The sequence below is a fragment of the Marinomonas sp. 63XJN7_9_ISO-PGPR-S23-217 genome, from assembly GCF_056173515.1.
Genome location: NZ_CM149678.1, coordinates 5273469 through 5295085, shown reverse-complemented (window position 1 = coordinate 5295085; position 21617 = coordinate 5273469). Strand labels below are relative to the sequence as shown.

General features: G+C 45.6%; 17 protein-coding genes. 10 read left to right on the top strand and 7 right to left on the bottom strand.

The features are described 5' to 3' along the window. Window positions 1–40 precede the first annotated feature (40 nt). From AC0VYI_RS24640 to AC0VYI_RS24630, 3 genes are all read right to left on the bottom strand, one after another. Window positions 41–925 (bottom strand): carbohydrate ABC transporter permease, encoded by an 885-nt coding sequence (locus tag AC0VYI_RS24640; protein WP_475446223.1) that lies wholly within the window; start codon window positions 923–925, stop codon window positions 41–43. Beyond that, window positions 915–1838 carry a carbohydrate ABC transporter permease gene (locus AC0VYI_RS24635; RefSeq protein WP_199477702.1) on the bottom strand — a complete coding sequence of 308 codons (924 nt, stop codon included), beginning with the start codon at window positions 1836–1838 and terminating at the stop codon, window positions 915–917. The genes AC0VYI_RS24640 and AC0VYI_RS24635 overlap by 11 nt, the downstream gene beginning before the upstream one ends. 69 nt (window positions 1839–1907) lie before the next feature. Then, window positions 1908–3158 (bottom strand): ABC transporter substrate-binding protein, encoded by a 1251-nt coding sequence (locus AC0VYI_RS24630; RefSeq protein ID WP_475446221.1) that lies wholly within the window; start codon window positions 3156–3158, stop codon window positions 1908–1910. Window positions 3159–3663: 505 nt separating this feature from the next. Between AC0VYI_RS24630 and AC0VYI_RS24625 the strand changes: the two genes are divergently transcribed. From AC0VYI_RS24625 to AC0VYI_RS24615, 3 genes are read left to right on the top strand one after another with little or no spacing between them, the layout of a single operon-like run. Next, window positions 3664–5145 carry a sensor histidine kinase gene (locus AC0VYI_RS24625; protein WP_475446219.1) on the top strand — a complete coding sequence of 494 codons (1482 nt, stop codon included), beginning with the start codon at window positions 3664–3666 and terminating at the stop codon, window positions 5143–5145. Further along, window positions 5138–5566, top strand: coding sequence for a response regulator (locus AC0VYI_RS24620; protein WP_475446217.1), 429 nt, complete (start codon window positions 5138–5140; stop codon window positions 5564–5566). Before AC0VYI_RS24625 ends, AC0VYI_RS24620 begins: the two co-directional genes overlap by 8 nt. Window positions 5567–5591: 25 nt before the next feature. Next, window positions 5592–7277: a putative bifunctional diguanylate cyclase/phosphodiesterase gene (locus tag AC0VYI_RS24615; RefSeq protein WP_475446215.1), complete on the top strand. Its 1686-nt coding sequence runs from the start codon at window positions 5592–5594 to the stop codon at window positions 7275–7277. Here the strand turns inward: AC0VYI_RS24615 and AC0VYI_RS24610 are convergent. Together AC0VYI_RS24610 and AC0VYI_RS24605 are read right to left on the bottom strand one after the other, a co-directional pair. Continuing rightward, a complete protein-coding gene (locus AC0VYI_RS24610; protein ID WP_475446213.1) occupies window positions 7274–8722 on the bottom strand; it encodes an ATP-binding protein in 1449 nt (482 codons plus the stop codon). The genes AC0VYI_RS24615 and AC0VYI_RS24610 overlap by 4 nt on opposite strands. Beyond that, entirely contained in the window at window positions 8715–9488 is a 774-nt protein-coding gene (locus tag AC0VYI_RS24605) for a response regulator (RefSeq protein ID WP_199477708.1), read from the bottom strand. The genes AC0VYI_RS24610 and AC0VYI_RS24605 overlap by 8 nt, the downstream gene beginning before the upstream one ends. A 282-nt stretch (window positions 9489–9770) precedes the next feature. On the opposite strand from AC0VYI_RS24605, the gene AC0VYI_RS24600 reads away from it, so the two are divergent. The 7 genes from AC0VYI_RS24600 to AC0VYI_RS24570 all read left to right on the top strand — a co-directional run bounded on the left by AC0VYI_RS24600 (window position 9771) and on the right by AC0VYI_RS24570 (window position 18937). Next, window positions 9771–10742 (top strand): carbohydrate kinase family protein, encoded by a 972-nt coding sequence (locus tag AC0VYI_RS24600; protein ID WP_475446211.1) that lies wholly within the window; start codon window positions 9771–9773, stop codon window positions 10740–10742. A gap of 415 nt (window positions 10743–11157) precedes the next feature. Continuing rightward, window positions 11158–12519: an ABC transporter substrate-binding protein gene (locus AC0VYI_RS24595; protein ID WP_199477710.1), complete on the top strand. Its 1362-nt coding sequence runs from the start codon at window positions 11158–11160 to the stop codon at window positions 12517–12519. Between the two features lie 106 nt (window positions 12520–12625). Beyond that, window positions 12626–13636 carry a carbohydrate ABC transporter permease gene (locus AC0VYI_RS24590; RefSeq protein WP_199477711.1) on the top strand — a complete coding sequence of 337 codons (1011 nt, stop codon included), beginning with the start codon at window positions 12626–12628 and terminating at the stop codon, window positions 13634–13636. 1 nt (window position 13637) lies between these two features. Then, complete coding sequence (locus AC0VYI_RS24585; protein ID WP_475446209.1) at window positions 13638–14780, top strand: carbohydrate ABC transporter permease; 1143 nt, start codon at window positions 13638–13640, stop codon at window positions 14778–14780. A gap of 90 nt (window positions 14781–14870) precedes the next feature. After that, on the top strand, window positions 14871–15971 hold the full coding sequence (locus AC0VYI_RS24580) for an ABC transporter ATP-binding protein (protein ID WP_199477713.1): 1101 nt from the start codon (window positions 14871–14873) through the stop codon (window positions 15969–15971). A 93-nt stretch (window positions 15972–16064) separates the two neighbouring features. Continuing rightward, window positions 16065–17687, top strand: a complete 1623-nt coding sequence (locus AC0VYI_RS24575) for an alpha-glucosidase family protein (protein WP_475446207.1) — start codon at window positions 16065–16067, stop codon at window positions 17685–17687. A 167-nt stretch (window positions 17688–17854) separates the two neighbouring features. Beyond that, window positions 17855–18937, top strand: a complete 1083-nt coding sequence (locus AC0VYI_RS24570; RefSeq protein WP_199477715.1) for a LacI family DNA-binding transcriptional regulator — start codon at window positions 17855–17857, stop codon at window positions 18935–18937. A gap of 57 nt (window positions 18938–18994) precedes the next feature. Here the strand turns inward: AC0VYI_RS24570 and AC0VYI_RS24565 are convergent, their stop codons facing one another. Both AC0VYI_RS24565 and AC0VYI_RS24560 read right to left on the bottom strand, forming a co-directional pair. Continuing rightward, window positions 18995–19732 (bottom strand): 3'-5' exonuclease, encoded by a 738-nt coding sequence (locus AC0VYI_RS24565; protein WP_233407898.1) that lies wholly within the window; start codon window positions 19730–19732, stop codon window positions 18995–18997. Further along, on the bottom strand, window positions 19733–21589 hold the full coding sequence (locus AC0VYI_RS24560; RefSeq protein ID WP_475446205.1) for a DUF294 nucleotidyltransferase-like domain-containing protein: 1857 nt from the start codon (window positions 21587–21589) through the stop codon (window positions 19733–19735). Window positions 21590–21617 lie beyond the last annotated feature (28 nt).

The window sequence follows — 21617 nt, the reverse complement described above, 5'->3', positions numbered from 1 at the left end:
GCTCGCATGGTGAAAGAATGAATAAGTGCGAGCGTCGTTCTTAACCTTTGACCGCCCCCGCAGTCAGACCGCGGACGAAGTATTTTCCTGCAAATACATACACGATAAGCGTTGGTAAAGCGGCGATGACGGCAGCGGCCATGTCCACGTTGTATTCCTTACCACCAAAGCTGGTATTAACTAAATTATTCAAGGCAACTGTCACAGGCTGTGATTCAAAGCCAGAGAAGGCCACACCGAATAAGAAGTCGTTCCAGATTTGGGTAAATTGCCAAATCACGGTGACAACGATAATGGGTGTGGAAACCGGTAAAATAATACGATAGAAAATAGTGAAGAAGCCGGCACCATCCAAACGTGCCGCTTTGATCAATTCCCCTGGAATCGATTGGTAGAAGTTACGGAAGAACAGTGTTGTGAAGGCCACACCGTACACCACGTGAACAAACACCAATCCCGTGGTGGAGCTAGCGATGCCTAGCCAACCTAATGTACGCGCCATTGGTAAGAGCACTACTTGGAAAGGGATAAAACACCCTAGTAACAAAGCTGCGAAAAATAAGTTGCTACCACGGAAGCGCCATAATGAGATGACGTAGCCGTTGATGGCACCAAGAATCGTCGATATAGCTACAGCGGGGATAACGATTTTAAAGGAGTTTATGAAGTAGGGTGAAATCCCATGACAGCTACTGCCTGTACAGGCACTTGACCAGGCTTTTTCCCAAGAATCGAAGTGGATGTAACTGGGTAAAGACAATAGGGTGCCATTACGTACTTCTTCAGCGTCTTTCATGGAGGTAATCAACATGACGACCAGTGGCATCAAATAGAAGCCTGCCACGAGAATTAATGTTGCGTACAAGGCAATGCGTAGGGCTTTATCTACGCCAGACGTCTTACGACCAACGACATTATTTTTCACTGCGCTCACCTCGTAATTCAGAGTACAAATAAGGAACGAGAATCGCCAAAATACACCCTAGCATGACCATGGCAGAGGCAGAGCCCATACCAATTTGGCTACGCGAGAAGGTATAGGTGTACATAAAGTTTGCCGGCAAGTCGGATGCATAGCCAGGCCCACCATTAGTTAACGCTTGTACTAGGTCGAAACTCTTGATTGCGATGTGCGCAAGGATGACTAGGGCGCTGAAAAATACTGGTTTAAGCGACGGTAAAATAATACGGCGATAGGTGGTAAAGGTGCTGGCGCCATCTAGGTGAGCGGCTTTGATGAGGTCGCCGTCGACGCCACGAAGCCCGGCTAAAAATAACGCCATTACAAAGCCAGAGGCTTGCCAGACAGCGGCGATGACCAAACAGTAAACCACCATATGAGGGTTGATCAGCCAGTCGAATTTAAAATTGACAAAGCCCATGTCGATCATCAGCTTTTGGATACCGTTGGTTGGGTTTAATAGCCATTTCCAAGCGGTACCTGTGACGATAAAGGAGATCGCCATAGGGTAAAGATAAATGGTACGGATCACGCCTTCAGCGCGAATTTTCTGATCGAGGAAAATGGCTAGCATCACGCCTAAAAACAAACAGATCAGAATAAATAAGCTGCCGAATATGCCTAGGTTAGTGAGGGCGACCATCCAGCGGTCATTGTTAAACAGACGCTCGTATTGTTCCCAGCCGACAAATTTATAAGACGGCAACATACGAGAGTTGGTAAAAGAGAGCACGGCCGTCCAGATCATGTAGCCATAGATGCAGACAATGGCGATGACCATGGTGGGGGCCAGTACGATTTTCGGCATCCAGTCGGTAAGACTGAAGCCTGAAGGGCGAGCTGACTTAGACCCAGAGTGGGGAGTGTTAGTATTCATAATTAATACGTCACGACAAAGGAAGAAACAAAGAGGCTAACCTAGGGGGTTAGCCTCACGAGCAGTCAATTACATGCTGGCAGCTTTAACCGAGCGTGCTAGCTTGTCTGCCGCTTGTTTTGGTGTCATTGAATCGCTGTTGAAGAAGTTGGTGATGACATCAAACATCGCGCCTTGGATCATGGAGTTCACTGCCATGCCGTGGGCCATACTTGGGACGAGATCACCTGTTGCTGAGGCCGCGTTGAAAGCGTCCATAGAGGAATCAGCACAAGCATCAAACTTGTCACGAGGCATGCCTAAACGAACCGGAATAGAGCCTTTTTTCAAGTTAAAGACTTCTTGGAATTTTGGTTCCATAACCAAACGAGCCAAGTCACGTTGTGCTTTTTGAGTGTCTTTACCACTGACTTTAAACATGGCGAGTGAGTCGATGTTAAAGGTAAATTGACCACTTGTGCCTGGTGCTGGAATACAAACGTAATCGATGCCTGGTCGTTTGCCAGCAGCGGTGAATTCACCTTTCGCCCAGTCTCCCATGATTTGCATGGCCGCTTTGCCATTAATGACCATAGAAGTGGCGACGTTCCAGTCACGACCGGAGAAGCCAGGATCCACATATTGACGCATTTTTTTGAATTTCGTTAAGGCATCAACCATTTTGGGGCCTTTTAATGCGTTGTCTTTTAGATCGACGAACGCCGCTTTATAGAAGTCGGTGCCTTCTGATAGGGCAATGGCTTCAAATAGTGTGGCGTCTTGCCATGCTTGGCCACCATGAGCCAGTGGAATGTAGCCTGCTTTTTTGATTTTGTCGGCAGCAACGAAGAATTGATCCCATGTTGTCGGGATGGAGGCACCCGCTTTGCGGAAGACTTCAGGGTTGGCCCAAAGCCAGTTAACACGGTGAACGTTAACCGGTACGGCAACATAATGACCGTCGTATTTCATGATTTTACTGACGACAGGTGGCAGAAGTTGATCCCAATGACCGGCTTTAGCCACGTCATCGATGTTTTCTAGGAAGCCTAGATCACCCCATTCTTGAATAGTGGGGCCTTTGATCTGTGCGGCAGAAGGTGGGTTACCAGCAATAGCGCGAGATTTTAACACCGTCATGGCCGATTCACCGCCACCGCCCGCTACGGCAAAGTCTTTCCATGTATCGCCTTGCTCTTTCATCTCTTGTTTCAATACATCGATAGCGGCTGCTTCGCCACCGGATGTCCACCAATGTAGTACTTCTACTTGACCAGCTTGGCTGGTGGTAGCAGCAAGAGAAAGTGCAACTGCGGTTAGGCCTAAAGCAATTTTCTTCATGATAATTAACCTTTGTTATTGTTATGGTGCCCGAACAGTTTGCTCGGTAAGTTGTCTTTATTATATGTCGTTGAGAGTACAGAGATGTCAGACGGATCGTTTCTATACTAACTCGAGTTGCAATTTAGCAAAGCTTGACAAGCTAAGTGGTAAAATAGAGCAACCTAATGTAACAAAGTCTTGCATAAGATGATTTTCTTTTGTCCATTGTGTGCACTTTGTTGGCAAAGATTTATATGTTAGAAAGGATAAGTGTTTTTGGAATCGTCTGTCCTTTCGCCACGATGAGCTTCGGAGATTGTCCGATTGTTGAACGGAAGGTCTGTCGTACTGTATTTTTCTCGCGCCTGACTATACTGAAAAAGGAAAGGAGTAGAGGATTGGTACGACGAGTCTCTTAGAGGCTGCTCTATGGTGGATATTGGCTGTCTTTTGGAGTATGGATTGTTATATGGAACAGACGTTATATAGGATGGAGCATGCTTCTCCCCTTTGGTGGCCTCACATGCAATTGTTTAGTGGGGTTATTTTGTGTCTTTTTTGCGTGTTTGCTTCATTTTGTTTCTTTTGCATCGCGAAACAACAAGCGACAACAGCTCGGTTGAGTTGTTTGGCGTTGTCTGTTTGTTTATTCGCTCAAGCGTGTCTTTCTTTTCTTGGCGCTGTTGTTTCTGATTCCATCTCAATGACGGTTTATCTAGTGTTGAACTGTGTGTTTGTCATCGCGGGTTTGGCGGCATTGTATTTTTACCGCTCAGTGTTGAGTTCGGTCTTTTTTGGTAGCCCAGATAAAGCCGATTTTGAGCCGCAAGGCGACCAGCCCACACCAGAATTAGAAGCGACTCAAAAAGAGCTGGAACAGGAAATTGAAGCCGCTAATCGAATGCGCCAACGCATGCAGAGTATTTTTGAGTCGGCGCCTAATGGCATGTTGGTGGTGCGTAAGGATGGCTCCATCGCTCAAGCCAATACCTTAGCAGAAAGTATTTTTCGTTACCCTGAGGGGGGCATGGTGGGTTTATCAGTGGAAGAGCTGGTTCCAAAAGAGCATCGTCCTCAACATTATGGGGATCGAAATAATTATGTGAAAGCCCCTACCAAGAGAATGATGGGGGATCGTAAGGATCTTTATGGTGTTTGTTTGGATGGTCATAAAGTGCCTGTGGAAATTGGTTTAAACCCGATTGAAGGCAGTTTTGACCAAGAAATTGTGGCAACGATTGTGGATATTAGTGAACGCAAAAAATATCAGCGTTTTATCGAAAGCCGTAATAATGAACTCGAAAACTCGAACCGAGAATTACAAGAATTTGCTTTTATTGCTTCCCATGATTTACGGGAACCGTTGCGTAAAATCATTGCGTTTTCTCGATTATTACAAGGGGAAGATTACGGTACGTTCACAGCAGAGGGAAAAGAATATTCTGGATACGTAGTGGATGCGGCGGAACGCATGCGAACCTTATTGGACAGTTTGTTATCTTATAGCCGAGTGACGTCAATGGCGAACTCTTTCGAGAAGACAGATTTAAACGCTTTGATTGAGGATGTCTGTGCGGATTTGCAATTGACCGTGGAAGAAAATCAAGCTGAGATCACGGTGTTGCCTTTGATGAGTATCGAAGTGGATGCCAGTCAGATGCGTCAAGTGATGCAAAATCTGATAGGGAATGCCATTAAATATCGTCAAACGGATCAGGCGCCTAAGATTGTGATTAGCGGGGAGCAGCAAGAAAGTAAGTATCTTTTGACGATTCAAGACAATGGCATTGGTTTTGAAAGTGAATATGCAGAGCAGATATTCGAAGTTTTTAAGCGTTTGCATGGGCGAGATCAATATCCAGGCACCGGGATGGGCTTGGCCATCTGTCGTAAAATTATTATCCGTCATCAGGGGCGGATTTGGGCAGATTCAGTAAAAGGTGAAGGAAGTACTTTTTATATTGAATTGCCTTTAATAAGGCAGGAAGAGCAACTCAATGAATGATTGCATTATTATGGTCGATGATGACCCAGAAGACGTTGTTTTAGTGAAAACCGCATTAAAACGTATCGGTTTACCCGTTTCGTTTTTATCCTTTCCAAGTGGCGAATTGTTGCTAGACTTTATAGTGTCCCAAACACCGTATTCTCATCATGAATCGGTTGATGAGCAGACGAATTATTTGGTGCTACTTGATCTGAATATGCCCAAAATGGATGGGCGTTTGTGTTTGTCAAAACTTAGGAAGACTCAGTCCTTTAGCCAGTTGCCTGTGGTGATTTTTTCGACATCAGATGCCCATGAAGATGTTAAGAAAAGTTATGAAATGGGTGCGAATTCATATATTTATAAGCCAGATAATATAAAAGAGCTAGAGAAAATTATGAATTCTATATATCACTTTTGGTTGTTTAAAAAACATTGATGGCTTCAAATCGGGGAATAATCTCATGAAACGACAAGTCTTGAAGTTATTGGTAATTGAAGACGACCCGCAAGATTTTATTTTGTTAAAAGAGTGCTTAAATAAAAGCCAACGGTCTTCCTATGAGATTACTCATACTCAGCGGTTTGATGAAGCCATTGATTTATTATTCACTCAACAGTATGACCTTGTTTTATTAGATTATTTTTTAGGCGGACATACTGGCATCGATTTATTGAAGCACACCAAAAAAGTTGGCCTAGACACTCCGGTGATTGTGATGACGGGGCATTCGAAAATTGAGTTGGATGATGCCCTGATGCAGCAGGGAGCAGCGGACTTCATACCTAAAGACGAAATCAGCGCAGGTTTACTAGAACGAAGCATTCGTCATGCCTTAGAACGTAAGCAAGTAGAGCGACAGATTGCAGAGATGCTTAAGCGGGATCCCTTAACTGGGCTGGGGAGCCGGATTCTGTTTGAAGAGCATATTAAACTGGTGATTGCTAAAGCAGAAAGAAATAAGAGTCAGTTTGCGGTGATTTTCATCGATTTGGATCGTTTTAATGAGGTGAATAATACCCTTGGTCATCATATTGGTGACTTGCTCCTGACGCTGGTGGGCTATCGATTATTAAGTGTGGTGCACAACAATGATGTTGTAGCGCGTATTGGTGGTGACGAATTTACGCTGTTACTCGAAAATATACAGGATGATGACAGTGTTATAATCGCCGTGGAAAAAGTGTTGAGTGAGGTGATGCAACCGGCGATGTTAGGCACGGTCAGTTTGGATGTGTCGGCCAGTGTGGGTGTTGCCATGTATCCAAAACACGGCTCGGATGGTACCACGCTGATGCAAAAAGCCGATATGGCCTTGTATGAATGTAAAAAAAATCCTTTCGAGCGATACGCTTTTTACACTGACGAGCTGCAGCTGAAATTAAAACAGGCGATTACTCTGGAAAAGGAGATTCGGTTAGGCATTCAAAACAATGAATTTGAACTGTACTATCAACCCCAATTAGACCTTAGGACGGGCAAGTTATTGGGGGTTGAGGCTTTGATTCGTTGGCCGCAAGCGGATGGCTCCATACGCATGCCAAATGAGTTCATTCCCGCCGCCAATAAAATGGGGTTGATTGTACCCCTTGGAGAGTGGGTGATTGATCACGTTTGTCAGCAATTGCATTTGTGGTTGAGTCATGATGCTTGCCCCGTGATTGCGCTGAATGTCTCCCCAAGACAGCTTAAGTCGCCGAGTTTTAAAAGCTATCTTTTGGATGCGGTGAAACGCTACAACTTACCACCGGACATGCTGGAAATAGAGCTTACCGAAGACGCATTTATTGACATCAGTGCGGTCAATATGAGTTTGCTAGAAGACATTCGTCAAGCGGGGATTCGCATTTCTATTGACGATTTTGGTACGGGTTATTCTTCAATGCGCTATCTAAAGGCCATGCCCATTAATAGTATTAAAATTGATCGAGGGTTTGTTTCTGGTGGTCATGGAAAGGATTTGTCGGATCCCACCATTACACAAGCGATTATTTTTCTGTCTAAGGGGTTATCACTAGAGGTGATCGCCGAAGGGATTGAGACTCAAGAGCAATTGGATGCGCTTGTGGGCTATGGCTGTACAATCGGTCAAGGCTTTTTCTTGCATCGGCCTATGTGTGCTCAAGAATTGAATCGTCTGTTTTTTTAGTGCCTCGGCAGCCAAACGATGGCTTCCAACCCCTTTGTCTCTCTATTACTTAATGTTACCTCGCCACCGTGAGCGCGGGCAATATTGCGAGCAATGCTTAAGCCTAATCCCATGCCGCCAGGGTGGCTATTAGCATCAGAGGTAAGGCGTGTATAGGGTTGAAAGACTTTATCAATTTTTTCAATAGGGATGCCTGGACCTTGGTCGCAAATACGAATGGTTAAACCTTCCTCGCTGTCTTCAAGGATAATCTGCGCCACCTTGCCATAGTACAACGCATTATCGATCAGATTTCCTAAACAGCGCTTGATGGCCAATGGCTTTCCTATATAAGGTGATGCCAGTTCGCCGCTGATGGTGACCTTGGTTTCTCTGCTGTTGACTGAGCTTTGTATGTCCCTCAGTATTCTGAGAATGTTGATTTCTACGCGGTTTTCGTGAATATCGGTTTCTTTCACGCTCTGTAAGGCGCCCTTGACCAGCATGTCTAAATCTTCAAGATCACGGATCATGGCGTCACGGGTGTCGTCTTCGTCCAGCATTTCTGCCCGTAAACGTAAACGTGTAATAGGGGTTTTTAAATCGTGAGAAATGGAGGCAAATAAGCGCTCCCTATCATTTAAATAACGCTGAATGCGTGCTTGCATGTCGTTGAAGGCATGGGCAGTGTTACGCACTTCGATACTGCCCACTTCGTCTATCGGTTTGGCGTCCCCTTGCCCAAAGCGCTCTGCCGCTCGCGCCAGTATGGCTAATGGGCGTGTCAATCGTCTGAGAATTAATAAGCTTAAGATGAGGACGGTGATCACGGAAATGGCCATGGAAAATAGTCGTTCAGGGCTGAGGGCTGAGCCGCCTTCTAAAAAGTAGGGCGCAGGCATGAGCGTGGCGAGATAAAGCCAGTTTTTCCCTTTGTTGATCGGAATTTGGATGACAATGATCGGTGGCGTCAGTGGTTTTATTAATAAACTGTGGGCTCCCCAATGATCGGGCAAATCGGTTAATAGGGTGTGATTGTTAATAACATGCAGGTCCGTTGGACTGGAAAAGGCAATCTTGGCATTGCGAATGCCCAGTTGATTAATAAGGGTTTCTTGTATTTGGTTTTTGACAATGTCTTTTAAGGTGGTGTCGGGTAACGCGTTAATGCGGATTTCTTCATGATTGAGGGTAACAAAAAAACGTGTGCCCCCCATGGATTGCAATTGATCGATCACGATATGGCGATAAGCCTGTGGTAACGAGGTAAAGTAACTGACGGTGGCGGCAATACGAAAGGCCATGTGTTTGGCCACTTCCGTTATGTTCTTTTGGGTATCTGACTCTACCTGTTTTAGCCAAATGGTTGAGCTAATAAACTGGGCGCTGGCGACCCCTAATGCCATGATGATTAAGATTTGCCCCGTGAGTGATTGGGACCAGCGTTTCAGGCGAGCTTTAATCATTAGCATCCGATAAGGCCATGCTGGAAAGAGTACTGGACTCACTGTCTGTGCTGAGGACGTTTGCGGTCAGAATGTAACCCTGACCTCGCACGGTTTTGATTAATTGCGGGTGACGAGCGTCTTCTCTTAAGCGTTGGCGCAAACGGCTAACATGTACATCGATAAAACGATCCAATGGGGCGCTTTCTCGGCCTCGGGTATTTTCGGCGATTTGTTCGCGGGTCAGTACTTCACCAGGGTGGGCTAAAAAGAGCATTAGCAAATTGTAATCCGCTCCAGATAAGGATTCCTTTTCGCCCTGAAAAGACAACTCTCTGGAAAGGGTATCTAAAGTAAAGGATGCGAAATGGTAGTAGCGCTGGGCAACGTTCTCTTGTTCCATGACGTCAACGTGTTCCATGCGCCGCAAAATGGCTTTGATGCGGGCTAGCAGTTCCCGTGGATTGAAGGGTTTGGCAAGGTAATCGTCGGCTCCCATTTCGAGCCCGATAATGCGATCCATTTCATCTGAGTTAGCAGTGAGCATAATCACGGGAACATGGGACAGTGCTCTGAGCGATCGACAGACGGAAAAGCCGTCTTGGCCCGGGAGCATAATATCTAGTACAACCAGATCCACATGGCTATGCTGATGAAAGTCTGCCAGAAAGGCTTCACCTGATTCGGCGGTAAACACTTGAAACTGTTGTTTTTCGAGGTACGTTTTTAACAAGGTACGAATGGCGTCATCGTCATCAACAACATAAATGGATTTGGTGTTTGTCATGGTGACTCTCAAGAATAGTGAAAAATAAACAGCAATGTTTCAGTCTAGCAAGAAAGGCTGAGGGAACCAATTAGCGAAATTAGCGGATTTCGTACAGATAATTAAATAAATTAAATTGATTTAATAGGGGCTCGCCGTCATACTTTCTCGCCAGTGCGGTGGTCATGGGGTGTTACATCATGGCGATTGATTGCAAAATATAGCTACCCGTGATGCATTGGCATGACAAACAGGTGGTGGTAATAGACACAGAGCATTTCTGATTAAAGAGAGAATAATAAGATGACAACAAAAGTAATGGCCTTTGGCGAAGCCCTTATCGATTTCCTTTCCAACGGTGCGACCCAATCGGGTGAGCTGGAATCTTTTACCAAGTACCCAGGTGGCGCTCCGGCGAATGTTGCGGTAGCGGTCGCTCGTTTAGGCGGGAATAGCCATTTTGCAGGTCAAGTAGGCGACGATGCTTTTGGTCATTTTTTGAAAGACTCTTTAGACAGTTATGGTGTGAATACCAGTAGTATGTTGATGACGAAAGAGGCTAAAACCGCACTGGCGTTTGTGAGTTTGGATCAGTCTGGTGAGCGCAGTTTTGAGTTTTATCGCCACCCTTCTGCGGATATTTTATTTCGTGAAGACAACTTTGATGCGGCGTGGTTTGCCGGTAAAGGTGTGTTTCACACTTGCTCCAATACGTTAACGGAAGACGCGATTACACAAGCAACGCTTGCGGGTGTCCGTATGGCCCGAGAGGCGAATTGGATCGTCAGTATTGATGTGAACCTGCGCATCAATCTATGGCAAGATCATAAAGTGAACACTCAGCGTGTTATTGACTGGATGCAAAGCGGTGATGTGGTGAAGGCCAGCCTCGAAGAGCTGGCTGTCTTGGCGTCAGACCCCTTGGCATTGATTGATGAGTCCCTTGCGGCTGGCGTGTCGCTGTTTGTGTTGACCGATGGGGGGAATCCCATTCGCTATTTTACGAAAGCTTATGGACAAGGGGAGATCATCACTCCTAAGGTGGATGTAAAGGACACCACGGCGGCCGGTGATGCGTTTGTTGGTGGCTTGCTTTATCAACTGTCCCAACAATGTGAAGATCGTTCCAGCCTGACGGGATTAAGCCAAGAGGCTCTATTGGATATTATCCGTTTTGCGGCGGCGTGTGGTGCAGATTCTGTCACTAAACTGGGGGCTTATCCCTCATTACCTTCTTTTGAAGAGGCACAAGCTCGTTTGGCAATGTTCTCTTAAAAAAGAAGAAAAAACGACTCTTTAGACCATTGGGTTAAACGATTTAGAAAAACGCGGCATGCCGCGTTTTTTTATGCCAATTTGTCAATAAATGTGCAAGATTAGAGTGATGGCGGTTGTCTCTATTTGTTTGATTTTCATACAAAAAGTATTGTTTTTTTGATGAAATAGTGAGTTTTCAGCTTAAATTCATATAAATGTTATTAAAAATAAGCCTCTGGACTTTTCTCGGCGTGAAGTTGTGATTAAGACAATATTAAGCAAGTAGAGTGCTTGAATCTGGGTTCTTTATTGTGAATAATCAAATATCTTCTTAATCCTTATAGAAGATCGTTTTTAATACAGCATAGACTTACGATAATAAAAACAAAGGCCTGCATTAGGAAGCGTCCGAGCATGCCTGTAAGGAGTCCACATGAAAAAATCGCTTTTAGCAGCAGCGCTTGCGTTGTCCTTCTCTGCCCATTCTGTTTTCGCCCAAGACCTCATTATTCCGCCCGGAAAAGATCCCCGTTTTAACTGGGCCAGTTACGATGCTCTGAAATCAGAACATCTACAGGGTAAAAAAATTACCGTATTTGGCCCTTGGACAGGGGATGAAAAAACCAAATTCGAAAACGTTATTGCCTATTTTGAGGCGGCGACAGGGGCGGATGTTGTATATGATGGCTCTGACTCGTTTGAGCAGCAGATTGTGATTGATACGCAAGGCGGCAGCGCACCGAATGTTTCCATCTTTCCCCAGCCTGGATTGGCCGCAGACTTAGCCGCTAAGGGGTATTTGACACCGCTTAGTGAAAAAGCCAAAGAAGGGGTGTTAAAGGATTACGCAGCAGGTAAATCTTGGGTGAAATTAGCCACCTTCAAAGGCCCAGATCATAAGGATCATTTTTATGGCGTGTTCTATCGCGTGGATTTGAAATCACTGGTCTGGTATTCCCCCGATAATTTTGCGGACGCAGGCTATCAGGTTCCTAAAACTATGGAACAGCTAAAAGCACTCACTAAGCAAATTGTTGCCGATGGTGGTACGCCTTGGTGTATCGGTTTGGGCTCCGGCGCAGCAACAGGCTGGCCAGCAACCGATTGGGTGGAAGATTTATTATTGAGAATGCAGCCACCTTCCGTTTATGACGGTTGGATAACCAATAAAGTGAAATTTAATGATCCACGTATCGTTGATGCGATTAAAGAGTTTGGCTGGTTTGCCCGAAATAATAAGTTTGTCTATGGCGGTACCTCGGCGGTCGGAACGACTGATTTCCGAGATAGTCCAAAAGGATTATTTACCTCTCCACCACAATGTTACATGGTAAAACAAGCGTCGTTTGTGACGGCCTTTTTTCCAAAAGACGTGAAAGTTGGAGTGGATGCTGACTTCTTCTACTTCCCACCATTTGCCTCTAAAAAAGACCTTGGTCGACCTGTTGAAGGGGCGGGTACTTTAGCCACCATTACTAATAATTCGAAAGGCGCACACGATTTCGTGAACTTCTTACGTTCACCGATTGCCCAAGAAATCTGGATGGCTCAGGGTGGCTTCTTATCGGCAGATTTGAAGGCAAATCCAGCTGTCTATTCTAATAATACCGAGCGCCGTGAAGGGAAAATTTTGCTGGATGCAACCACTTTCCGTTTTGATGCGTCGGATTTGATGCCAGGCCGAATTGGTGCAGGGGCTTTCTGGACAGGTATGGTCAATTACGTCAATGGCGAATCCGCTAAAGACGTTGCCAATGATATACAGAAAACTTGGGATGCATTGAAAAAGAACTGATCTATCGATGATTAGCATAAAGCGTGTCGACCTCTTCTGAGGCGACACGTTTTAATGATGACGTCGAAAGGCTCGCTTCGAATTTCCTGTGATTGTTGGAGATCTTATGGAACAGCTCGCTTCCGCATTAGTGTACATGGTAATAGGCGTATCAGTATGTGCCTTTTATTTTTACGGTTCTAACTTTTTGTTGGATAAACTCTTTCCGACCAAAAACCGCGCTGTTGATATTGTTGCACGGAATCTGCGAATCACGACTCGTATTCGGCCTTGGTTGTTTTTGGGCCCTGCGATTGTTTTTTTAACGTTTTACCTGTTTTACCCCGTTGTCGACTCGATCATTTTGTCCTTCTATGGTCGTGCGGGCAAAGAGTTTGTAGGGTTATCGAATTATTCTTGGTTGTTTGGCAACGACGAGTTTTTAGAGTCGTTTCGTAACAACATGATGTGGCTCGTGGTTGTGCCAACATCGGCTACCTTTTTAGGGTTAGTGATTGCGTCGATGACCGATCGGATTTGGTGGGGAAATATTGCGAAGACATTGATTTTTATGCCAATGGCTATTTCATTTGTTGGCGCGTCGGTGATTTGGAAATTTATCTACGATTATCAAAGCGCTGGCAATACACAAATTGGTTTGCTTAATGCCATCGTGGTGTTTTTTGGTGGAGAGCCACAAAACTGGATTTCCATGCCATTCTGGAACAACTTCTTTTTAATGGTAATTTTAATCTGGATACAAACGGGCTTTGCTATGGTGATTTTGTCTGCTGCCCTGCGAGGTATCCCTGATGAGACGATCGAAGCTGCCGTTTTAGATGGCGCTAACGGGATACAAATTTTCTTTAAAATTATGGTGCCACAAATTTGGGGAACCATCGCCGTTGTCTGGACGACCATTACGATTTTAGTACTCAAGGTGTTTGATATCGTTCTGACCATGACCAACGGACAATGGGACACGCAAGTGCTTGCGAATCAAATGTTCACTTGGATGTTCCGCGGGGGTGGTGACTTTGGCCGTGGTGCCGTGATTGCCCTGGTGATTATGGTACTGGTGACTCCTATTATGGTATGGAACATCCGTCGAGCCAATCAAGAAATGGAGGGGCATTAATATGATACGTTCATCAAAACGTTCACCTCTGATTTACTTGACGCATGCCACTGTGCTGTTTCTAGTGATTCTTTGGACCATCCCGACGGCTGGATTATTTATCTCCTCATTGCGAGATAAAGATCAATTGGCAGTGTCTGGCTGGTGGACTGCATTATCAGCTTCTACTCATATGGTTGTAGACCGGGCTGAGCCACCATCGAGCCAAGTGCAAGAGGGTGATCATTTTGTTATTAAAGGCAATATTTTGCATGGGCAATCTGGCAAGATTTCAAAGTTTGGCTATAGCTCTTTGCATCCACAAGCTTATAAAGCGGGTGAAGTGGCATCGATTCGCAATGGTCAAACCATGCAAGTCATGTCCAATGGGGATTATGTGTTGTCGTCACCGACCAAGTGGCTCGGACGAAATGGCAAACGTATTTTCTACACGGCGGAAATGCCACCACACTTTACTTTAAGTAATTACAAAGAGGTGTTGGGGGCCGATGGGTTAGGGCAATCGTTTATCAACTCTCTGACGGTTACCATTCCTGCCACGGTGATTCCTATTTTGATCGCGGCGTTTGCGGCCTATGCCTTGGCTTGGATGCGCTTTCCTGGACGGGCTATTTTAGTCGCCTGTGTGGTCGGTTTATTGGTTGTGCCGTTGCAAATGTCATTGATTCCTTTGCTAAAAAGTTATAACTGGATTGGGGATCTGTTTGGGGTGAGTTCGAAAACCTATGTGGGGATATGGCTGGCTCACACGGGCTTTGGTTTGCCTTTGGCGATTTACCTGCTGCGCAATTACATTGTGGGGTTGCCTCGAGAGATCATCGAATCTGCTCGGGTGGATGGTGCGTCGGACTTTGATATTTTTAGGAAAATTATTTTGCCTTTGTCCTTTCCTGCCCTCGCGTCTTTTGCCATTTTCCAGTTTTTATGGGTATGGAATGACTTGTTGGTGGCGATGGTTTTCCTTGGAACCAGTCCTGATCACATTGTGTTAACGGCTCAATTGCGGCAATTAATGGGGTCTCTAGGAGGGGATTGGGGCATTCTTACCGCCTCTGCATTCGTTACCATTATTATTCCGTTATGTGTGTTCTTTGGGCTACAGCGTTTCTTAGTACGAGGGCTGCTAGCAGGGTCGGTGAAATAACCAAGACGCACAACCTAATAACAATAAGCGAGCGGGTGAGTTGAGTGTACTCCTCACCCAAGATTCGAATTCTAATTGAGGCAAGTATTCATGGCTGATGTAAAGTTAACCCATGTGAAAAAGATCTACTCCAACAAGGTTGAAGTGCTTCACGATATTAATCTGGACATTAAACAAGGCGAGTTTATCGTCTTTGTTGGCCCATCTGGCTGTGGTAAATCCACCTTATTAAGGATGATTTCTGGTTTAGAGGATATTTCTGGTGGCACGCTAGAAATTGATGGTAAGGTGATGAATGATGTTCCGCCTGCGCTACGTGGTATTGCGATGGTCTTCCAGAGTTATGCTTTGTATCCACATATGTCTGTCTACGATAATATGGCGTTCAGTTTGCAGATCGCCAAAGCAAGTAAAGCGGACATTGATAAACAGGTGCGAAAAGCTGCGGAAATGTTGCAATTGACCCCTTATTTAGATCGATTGCCAAAAGCCTTGTCCGGTGGGCAAAGACAGCGTGTGGCGATTGGTCGAGCCATTGTTCGGAGTCCACAGGTATTTTTGTTTGACGAACCTTTGTCGAACTTGGATGCAGCGCTACGTGTGGCGACACGTATGGAAATTGCCAATTTGAAAGACAATATGCCTGACTCAACCATGATTTATGTGACTCATGATCAGGTTGAGGCGATGACCTTGGCAGATCGTATTGTTTTATTATCTGGTGGGAACATTGAGCAAGTTGGTTCACCACTGGAGTTGTATGAACATCCTGCCAATGTGTTTGTCGCGAGGTTTATTGGTTCTCCTTCCATGAATATTGTGCCATGCCGTATTGAAAAAACTGGCGAATCCACCCGTGTGTCTCTGTCTTCTTCTGAAGTCGTAGAGGTTCCCATTGTGACCGAAGCGAGTGAGCAGACCAAAGAGGCTTTCTTTGGTATTCGACCAGAAGATTTAAGGGTGGTCGATAGCAAAGAGCAAGGCTTTATTTCTGGAGAGGTCGCCTTTGTTGAATCGCTGGGTGAGGCAACCCTGCTGCATTTGCAAGTGAAAGGGTGCAAGGAAATGGTTATTGCCAAGCAGCCTGGTACCTTAATTTCCCAGCGTGGTGATTTAATTCATTTGGCGGCTGCGCCTGACAAAATGCATCTATTCAATGATAAAGAGCAATCCTACGCACGTTTAGGCTAGTTCTAGGCTCGTTGCCTCAGCGGAACCTGTTTTTAGGACGGGAGGCTGAGGGAGAAGCATGACAGACAACTTTATATGGTACGGAGAGAGGACATGACTCGGAATTTGAATTGGTGGAAAGGCGGCATTATTTACCAAATTTATCCACGTAGTTTTATGGATGCCAATGGCGATGGTATTGGCGATTTGGTTGGTATCACCAGCAAATTGGATTATGTGGCATCTCTTGGTGTGGATGCGATTTGGTTATCGCCTATTTTTACGTCGCCAATGAAAGATTTTGGCTACGATGTGTCTGATTATTGCGATATAGATCCGATGTTCGGCTCGCTAGCCGATTTTAAAGCTTTGGTGGATCGCGCCCATGAATTAAACCTGAAAGTGATGATTGATCAGGTGATCAGTCATTCATCGGACCAACATCCTTGGTTTGAGGAAAGTCGCCAGGATAAAACCAATCCAAAAGCGGATTGGTATGTTTGGGCCGATCCAAAGCCTGATGGTTCCCCACCAAACAACTGGCTATCGATTTTTGGGGGAAGTGCATGGAAATGGGACAGCCGACGTTTGCAATATTATTTGCATAACTTTTTGGAGTCTCAGCCTGACATGAACTTCCATAACCCGGAGGTACGTAAAGCGCATTTGGATTGCATGCGTTTTTGGCTGGAGCTTGGGGTCGATGGTTTCCGCTTGGATACGGTTAACTTCTATTTCCACAGTCAAGGTTTGGAAGATAATCCGCCTGTGCCAGCGGGTGAACCAAAAACCATGGGGGCGCCAGAAGATAACCCATACACTTACCAGCGTCATGTTTATGATTTAAGCCGTCCTGAAAATCTGGATTTCTTAAAAGACTTGCGCGCCTTGATGGATGAATTTCCTGGCTCGACAACGGTTGGGGAAATCGGTGATGACTTCCCTCTAAAACGGATGGCCGAATATACGTCAGGCGGTGATAAACTGCATATGGCATATACATTTGATTTGTTGAATAAGCCTCATTCACCGGATTATATTCGGGGTGTATTGAGCAATATGCAAAACATTGTAGGAGATGGTTGGCCATGTTGGGCTTTATCCAATCACGATGTGGTGCGCTCTTGTACACGTTGGGGGGCAGATGAAGATCAAAAAGCTTATCCTTTAATTGCCATGGCATTGATTTTATCTCTACGGGGGAGTGTGTGTTTGTATCAAGGGGAAGAGCTTGGCTTACCGGAAGCGGAAGTCCCTTTTGAACGCATTCAGGACCCATATGGCATTCCTCTATGGCCTGTTTTTAAAGGACGTGATGGTTGCCGCACACCAATGGTATGGGAGAACACTAACCAAGGTGGTTTTTCGACCGTTGAGCCTTGGTTACCAGTGGAAGAGCGCCATCTTCCGTTAAGTGTGGCGGAGCAAGAAGCGGATCCAGATTCCTTGTTACATAAGGTGCGTCAGTTGATTCATTGGCGTCAAAAGCAGCCCACGTTGATCAATGGCGAGCTTGAGTTGGTGGATGTCAAAAATGATCATTTGATTGCCCTGATTCGTGAATACGAGGGACAACGTGTCTTGGTTGTGTTGAATATGACGGGACAGGCCCAGATGGGTGAGTTATCTGTGGCAGTCAAGCAGACTCTGGAAGGTCATGGTTTTGTTTCCTCGTTAGAGGGGAATACGTTAATCTTGCCAGCGTATCAAGCGTATTACGCTGTGGTATCTCAGTAAGATAAAGGGTAAATGTTAAATAACAATAATAAAATAAGACCTTTGCGTGCCTTACCTCTTTACTGTGTAGCGCCGTTTTTTTATCTGAAGGACGGCGAATAGGAGGTGAAGAGCCGGGGTATTAACCGGTTGTGCATTACGATAGGCCAGTGTCTTGAGAGTGTTGTATGAAAAAACAATTAAAAAAATTAACGCTAAAGGATGTGGCAAAGGCGCTAAACGTCTCGACTGCCACGATTTCTAATGCCTTTAATCGCCCTGATCAGTTATCTGCCAAGCTTCGCGATAGTATTCTCGAAGCCTGCGAGAAAATGGGGTATTTTGGCCCTAATGCGGCGGCGCGTAGTTTACGAACGGGGCGTACTGGGATTGTTGGTATCGTATTGTCGGACTATTTAAGTTATAGCTTAACAGATCCCGTGGCGAATCAATTTTTGCAAGGCATGGCCGAAGTGTTTCAGGATAATGACTACAATATGTTGTTATTATCTGTGCATGATCACGAACCTCAAGATGCACAAAGTCGTATGCAATCGTCTATGGTAGACGGCTTCGTCGTATATGGTCATAGACCTCAGCAATGCAGTAATGCGCCTTGGTTAATGCCCAACAAAAACATTATTACCGTGGATAGCTTTATTCCAGGCACCACCTCGGTCAATGTTGAAAACTATAAGGGGGCTTACGAGATTGCCGTTCATGCCCTCTCTCATCGTCCTAAGAGTGTTGCCATTCTTGGTTTGAGTTTATTAGATACGAACCGTGTCTGTCGTGCACAAGAGGATGAGCTATTTGATGTGTCCGCATCGATTTCGATTCAACGTTTACGTGGATATTTTGATGCCCTCGATGAGCATGGTTTAAACGTGCCTTATGAGCGCATATGGAATATTCCGCAAAATACCCACAAGATGGCTTATCAAGCGGCGCGCGAAGCATTGACAATGGCGGACCGTCCTCAGCTACTCTTATGCATGAGTGATCGTATTGCCATTGCGGCGGTACAGGCGGCGTTGCAAATGGGTTTAAGAGTACCAGAAGATCTTCAGGTTGTTGGCTTCGATGGTATTTCCGAAAGTGAGAACTTTCATCCTTCGATTACCACTGTGCATCAGCAAACCGTGGAGAAAGGGCGAATTGCGGCACAAGTCTTTTTGGGGCTCAGAGAAACCAAAGATGTGGTGTTGGAAACGGAGTTGATTATCCGTGAAAGTTGCCCAAAAACCTTGGCTCGCTCGTTATCCGCATAGATGTTATGTTTCATCGCGTCCTTGTCGAGAGTGAGTCTTAACAAGGACGTATGGCGACTAAAGCCAATACTTTGAGATCGGGTCGTTCGTTGCGTCCATGTGATAGGCGATCTGCGCTTGTAACAGTTCCGCAGAGGATAAGGCATCCGTTAATGCGTGGTGCGCCTTATAGCGAGGCAAATGGTAATATTGGCGACAAGCGTCTAAACGTAATGACGGTTTTTTCCCCAGGATCTGTTTCCACCAGGGGAGTTTTGTATGATAACGGCGCTCGATATCCATGGTATCTAGGACAGGGAAATACAGCGGGAAACCGTATATTTTGAGAGCGGCTTCCAACAAAAACTGTCGTTCGATGGCAACACAATGGACCACCACCACTTTGTTGCTAAGGGTCTCAAGTATGTTTTCGAAAATATGATGAAGCGGGGGCGCTTCTTCTAATTCTGTATGCGTAATTTCGTGAATGGTCACTGACTCAGGATTAAGTGAGCATTCTGGTTTTGCCATCCAGTAACCCGAGCCATTACAGCGAATAATACGATGATCCATTGGCACACTGCCCACACTAATAATCTCATCAGTATGCGAGTCTAAACCGGTTGTTTCTAGGTCCAAAGCCAGCATAGGCACGTCTTTTAAGGGTGTATCCATGGGGATGGTGCCAGCTTCATAGTAACGTTTGAGGGGCCCTTCTGGTGCCTCTTTTGCCCAGTCCCGAAACATGGCTTGCCAATCTTGAGGGAGGGTCGTCTCCGGCTTCGTTTTCATGAATTGCATTAATTGTTTGGGCATTTAACTGCGTTTCCCTGCATAACGGAATTTAATGAACTCTTGTTGACGAGAGACAATGTGAAACGCATCCCGTAAGTGGCGCTTCTCAAAGGAAGATAAACGCTCCGGGTTCACATGATTGGTGGGCTCTTCGCCATTTTCGATCTGATCTTTTTGGCTACTAATCCGCACCATACCGATCATTTCGAGGGCTAAGGCGAGGTCTTTTGCTCGTCCATCGGGCAAGAGTTTGGCGGCTTCTATATCGGCAATACGCTCAATGGTATTGAGTTTATCACTGCCACAGGCGAGGGCATGCACTCGAACAATGTCGATAATGGGCGCAATACCTCGCTCCTTTAGGTTAAAAGTACGTGATTGTTTACCTTCACCATCGAGGACAAACTGACGGAAAAAACCTAAAGGGGGTTTACGCTGATTGGCGTTACGTGCCATGTAAGACAGGAAGCCTGAATTATTCTTCGCTTCTTGACGAATGTGTTTATTGAGTTCATTGGCTAATAGTTTGTCGCCATAGATACCACGTAGGTCGAAAAAAATGGACAAGTGTAATAAGGCCTCGGCTTTGGGCTCTTGAATCCACTCACTAAAGTAGTTTTTCCAGACACTTAATGGTTGCCGCCAAAGCGTATTCGATGCCATGACATCGCCTGTACACAGAGGGTAGCCACATTGATCCAAGCCTTGGCAGACCCAGTGGCTTAATTGCTCAAAATATTGGCCGTGTTTTTCCGGGTCGTAGCGATTACTTAAAATGATGGCATTGTCTTGGTCGGTCTTAATGGTTTGTTCTTCCCGCGCTTGGGATCCTAGGGCAATAAAGCAATAGGGGACAGGTGGTTTGCCAAACTGCTCTTCACCCAGTTGCAGTAAGCGTTTAACAAACGCCGTACCAATGTGGGACATCGCATTACCAATCATCTGGGTATTGGCGTCGGCCACGACCAACTGGGTAAAGGTATGCGTCATTTTGCGACTGATGGCTTTTAATCCGTCAACGTCGGTTTGTTTTAAAATGTCACTGATTAAATAGATACTGCCGTGGCTTTCTTTTTGGATAATATCCCCTGTACTGAGTACGCCAATGGTTTTGTGGTCCTTGACGATGGGGATATGGTGAATGTTTAACTCCATCATTTTTAATACGGCTTCAGCTGCATAATCGCCACTGTCCATAACAGTTGGATTTTTGGTCATGATGGCTTTGATCGGTGTGTCGTAGGCTAGCCCTTCGGCAACGGCGCGGGTGCGTAAGTCGCGATCAGTGACAATGCCCACTAGTTGCTCGTTTTCCATGATCAATAAACTGGAGACGCGATGCTCCGTCATCATTTGCGCAGCTTGGCGTATACTTTCACCCACATCAATGCCAATTGGATCCCGGCGCAGTAAGCTTTTGATTGGACAGGTCATTAAGGACACATCGGAGGTTTGGGAGTTCATCGCCGCTTTCAGTCGAGTCTCTCTATCGAGCTCGAAAAAGTCGGAGAAGGTATCGCTTTCTTCATACAGTTTTAGGAACCAGCGAGCTGGAATGCGATAAAACAGACTGTCTTCTATGGCGCGCATAGACTGGGATGATTTCCCACCCCGCAGTAGGGAACCATAACCGAACAGCTCGCCTTCATTCATACGTCGAATTAACTTGCCGTTTTTATTGAGCACTTCCACCGCGCCACTGCGAATAAAGAAGAGCGTGTTATTTAAGGTGCCTCTTTCAATAATCCATTCCCCAGTACGTACGTACTGTATCTCGACCTCTTTGACCATGTCGTTAAGGCTAGGATCATCGGCAATTTCGTTAAACGGAGCATGTTGGCAAAGCGCTTCGACTATTTCCGTTAATTCGACGTCCATAAGTGGCTCCTTTTTATTTGATTAAGCG

Bases quoted from the DNA above. Each gene is read 5' to 3' on its own strand.
- AC0VYI_RS24635 (WP_199477702.1), bottom strand. From the start codon at position 1,838: ATGAATACTAACACTCCCCACTCTGGGTCTAAGTCAGCTCGCCCTTCA.
- AC0VYI_RS24630 (WP_475446221.1), bottom strand. From the start codon at position 3,158: ATGAAGAAAATTGCTTTAGGCCTAACCGCAGTTGCACTTTCTCTTGCT.
- AC0VYI_RS24625 (WP_475446219.1), top strand. From the start codon at position 3,664: ATGCAATTGTTTAGTGGGGTTATTTTGTGTCTTTTTTGCGTGTTTGCT.
- AC0VYI_RS24620 (WP_475446217.1), top strand. From the start codon at position 5,138: ATGAATGATTGCATTATTATGGTCGATGATGACCCAGAAGACGTTGTT.
- AC0VYI_RS24615 (WP_475446215.1), top strand. From the start codon at position 5,592: ATGAAACGACAAGTCTTGAAGTTATTGGTAATTGAAGACGACCCGCAA.
- AC0VYI_RS24610 (WP_475446213.1), bottom strand. From the start codon at position 8,722: ATGATTAAAGCTCGCCTGAAACGCTGGTCCCAATCACTCACGGGGCAA.
- AC0VYI_RS24605 (WP_199477708.1), bottom strand. From the start codon at position 9,488: ATGACAAACACCAAATCCATTTATGTTGTTGATGACGATGACGCCATT.
- AC0VYI_RS24600 (WP_475446211.1), top strand. From the start codon at position 9,771: ATGACAACAAAAGTAATGGCCTTTGGCGAAGCCCTTATCGATTTCCTT.
- AC0VYI_RS24595 (WP_199477710.1), top strand. From the start codon at position 11,158: ATGAAAAAATCGCTTTTAGCAGCAGCGCTTGCGTTGTCCTTCTCTGCC.
- AC0VYI_RS24590 (WP_199477711.1), top strand. From the start codon at position 12,626: ATGGAACAGCTCGCTTCCGCATTAGTGTACATGGTAATAGGCGTATCA.
- AC0VYI_RS24585 (WP_475446209.1), top strand. From the start codon at position 13,638: ATGATACGTTCATCAAAACGTTCACCTCTGATTTACTTGACGCATGCC.
- AC0VYI_RS24580 (WP_199477713.1), top strand. From the start codon at position 14,871: ATGGCTGATGTAAAGTTAACCCATGTGAAAAAGATCTACTCCAACAAG.
- AC0VYI_RS24575 (WP_475446207.1), top strand. From the start codon at position 16,065: ATGACTCGGAATTTGAATTGGTGGAAAGGCGGCATTATTTACCAAATT.
- AC0VYI_RS24570 (WP_199477715.1), top strand. From the start codon at position 17,855: ATGAAAAAACAATTAAAAAAATTAACGCTAAAGGATGTGGCAAAGGCG.
- AC0VYI_RS24565 (WP_233407898.1), bottom strand. From the start codon at position 19,732: ATGCCCAAACAATTAATGCAATTCATGAAAACGAAGCCGGAGACGACC.
- AC0VYI_RS24560 (WP_475446205.1), bottom strand. From the start codon at position 21,589: ATGGACGTCGAATTAACGGAAATAGTCGAAGCGCTTTGCCAACATGCT.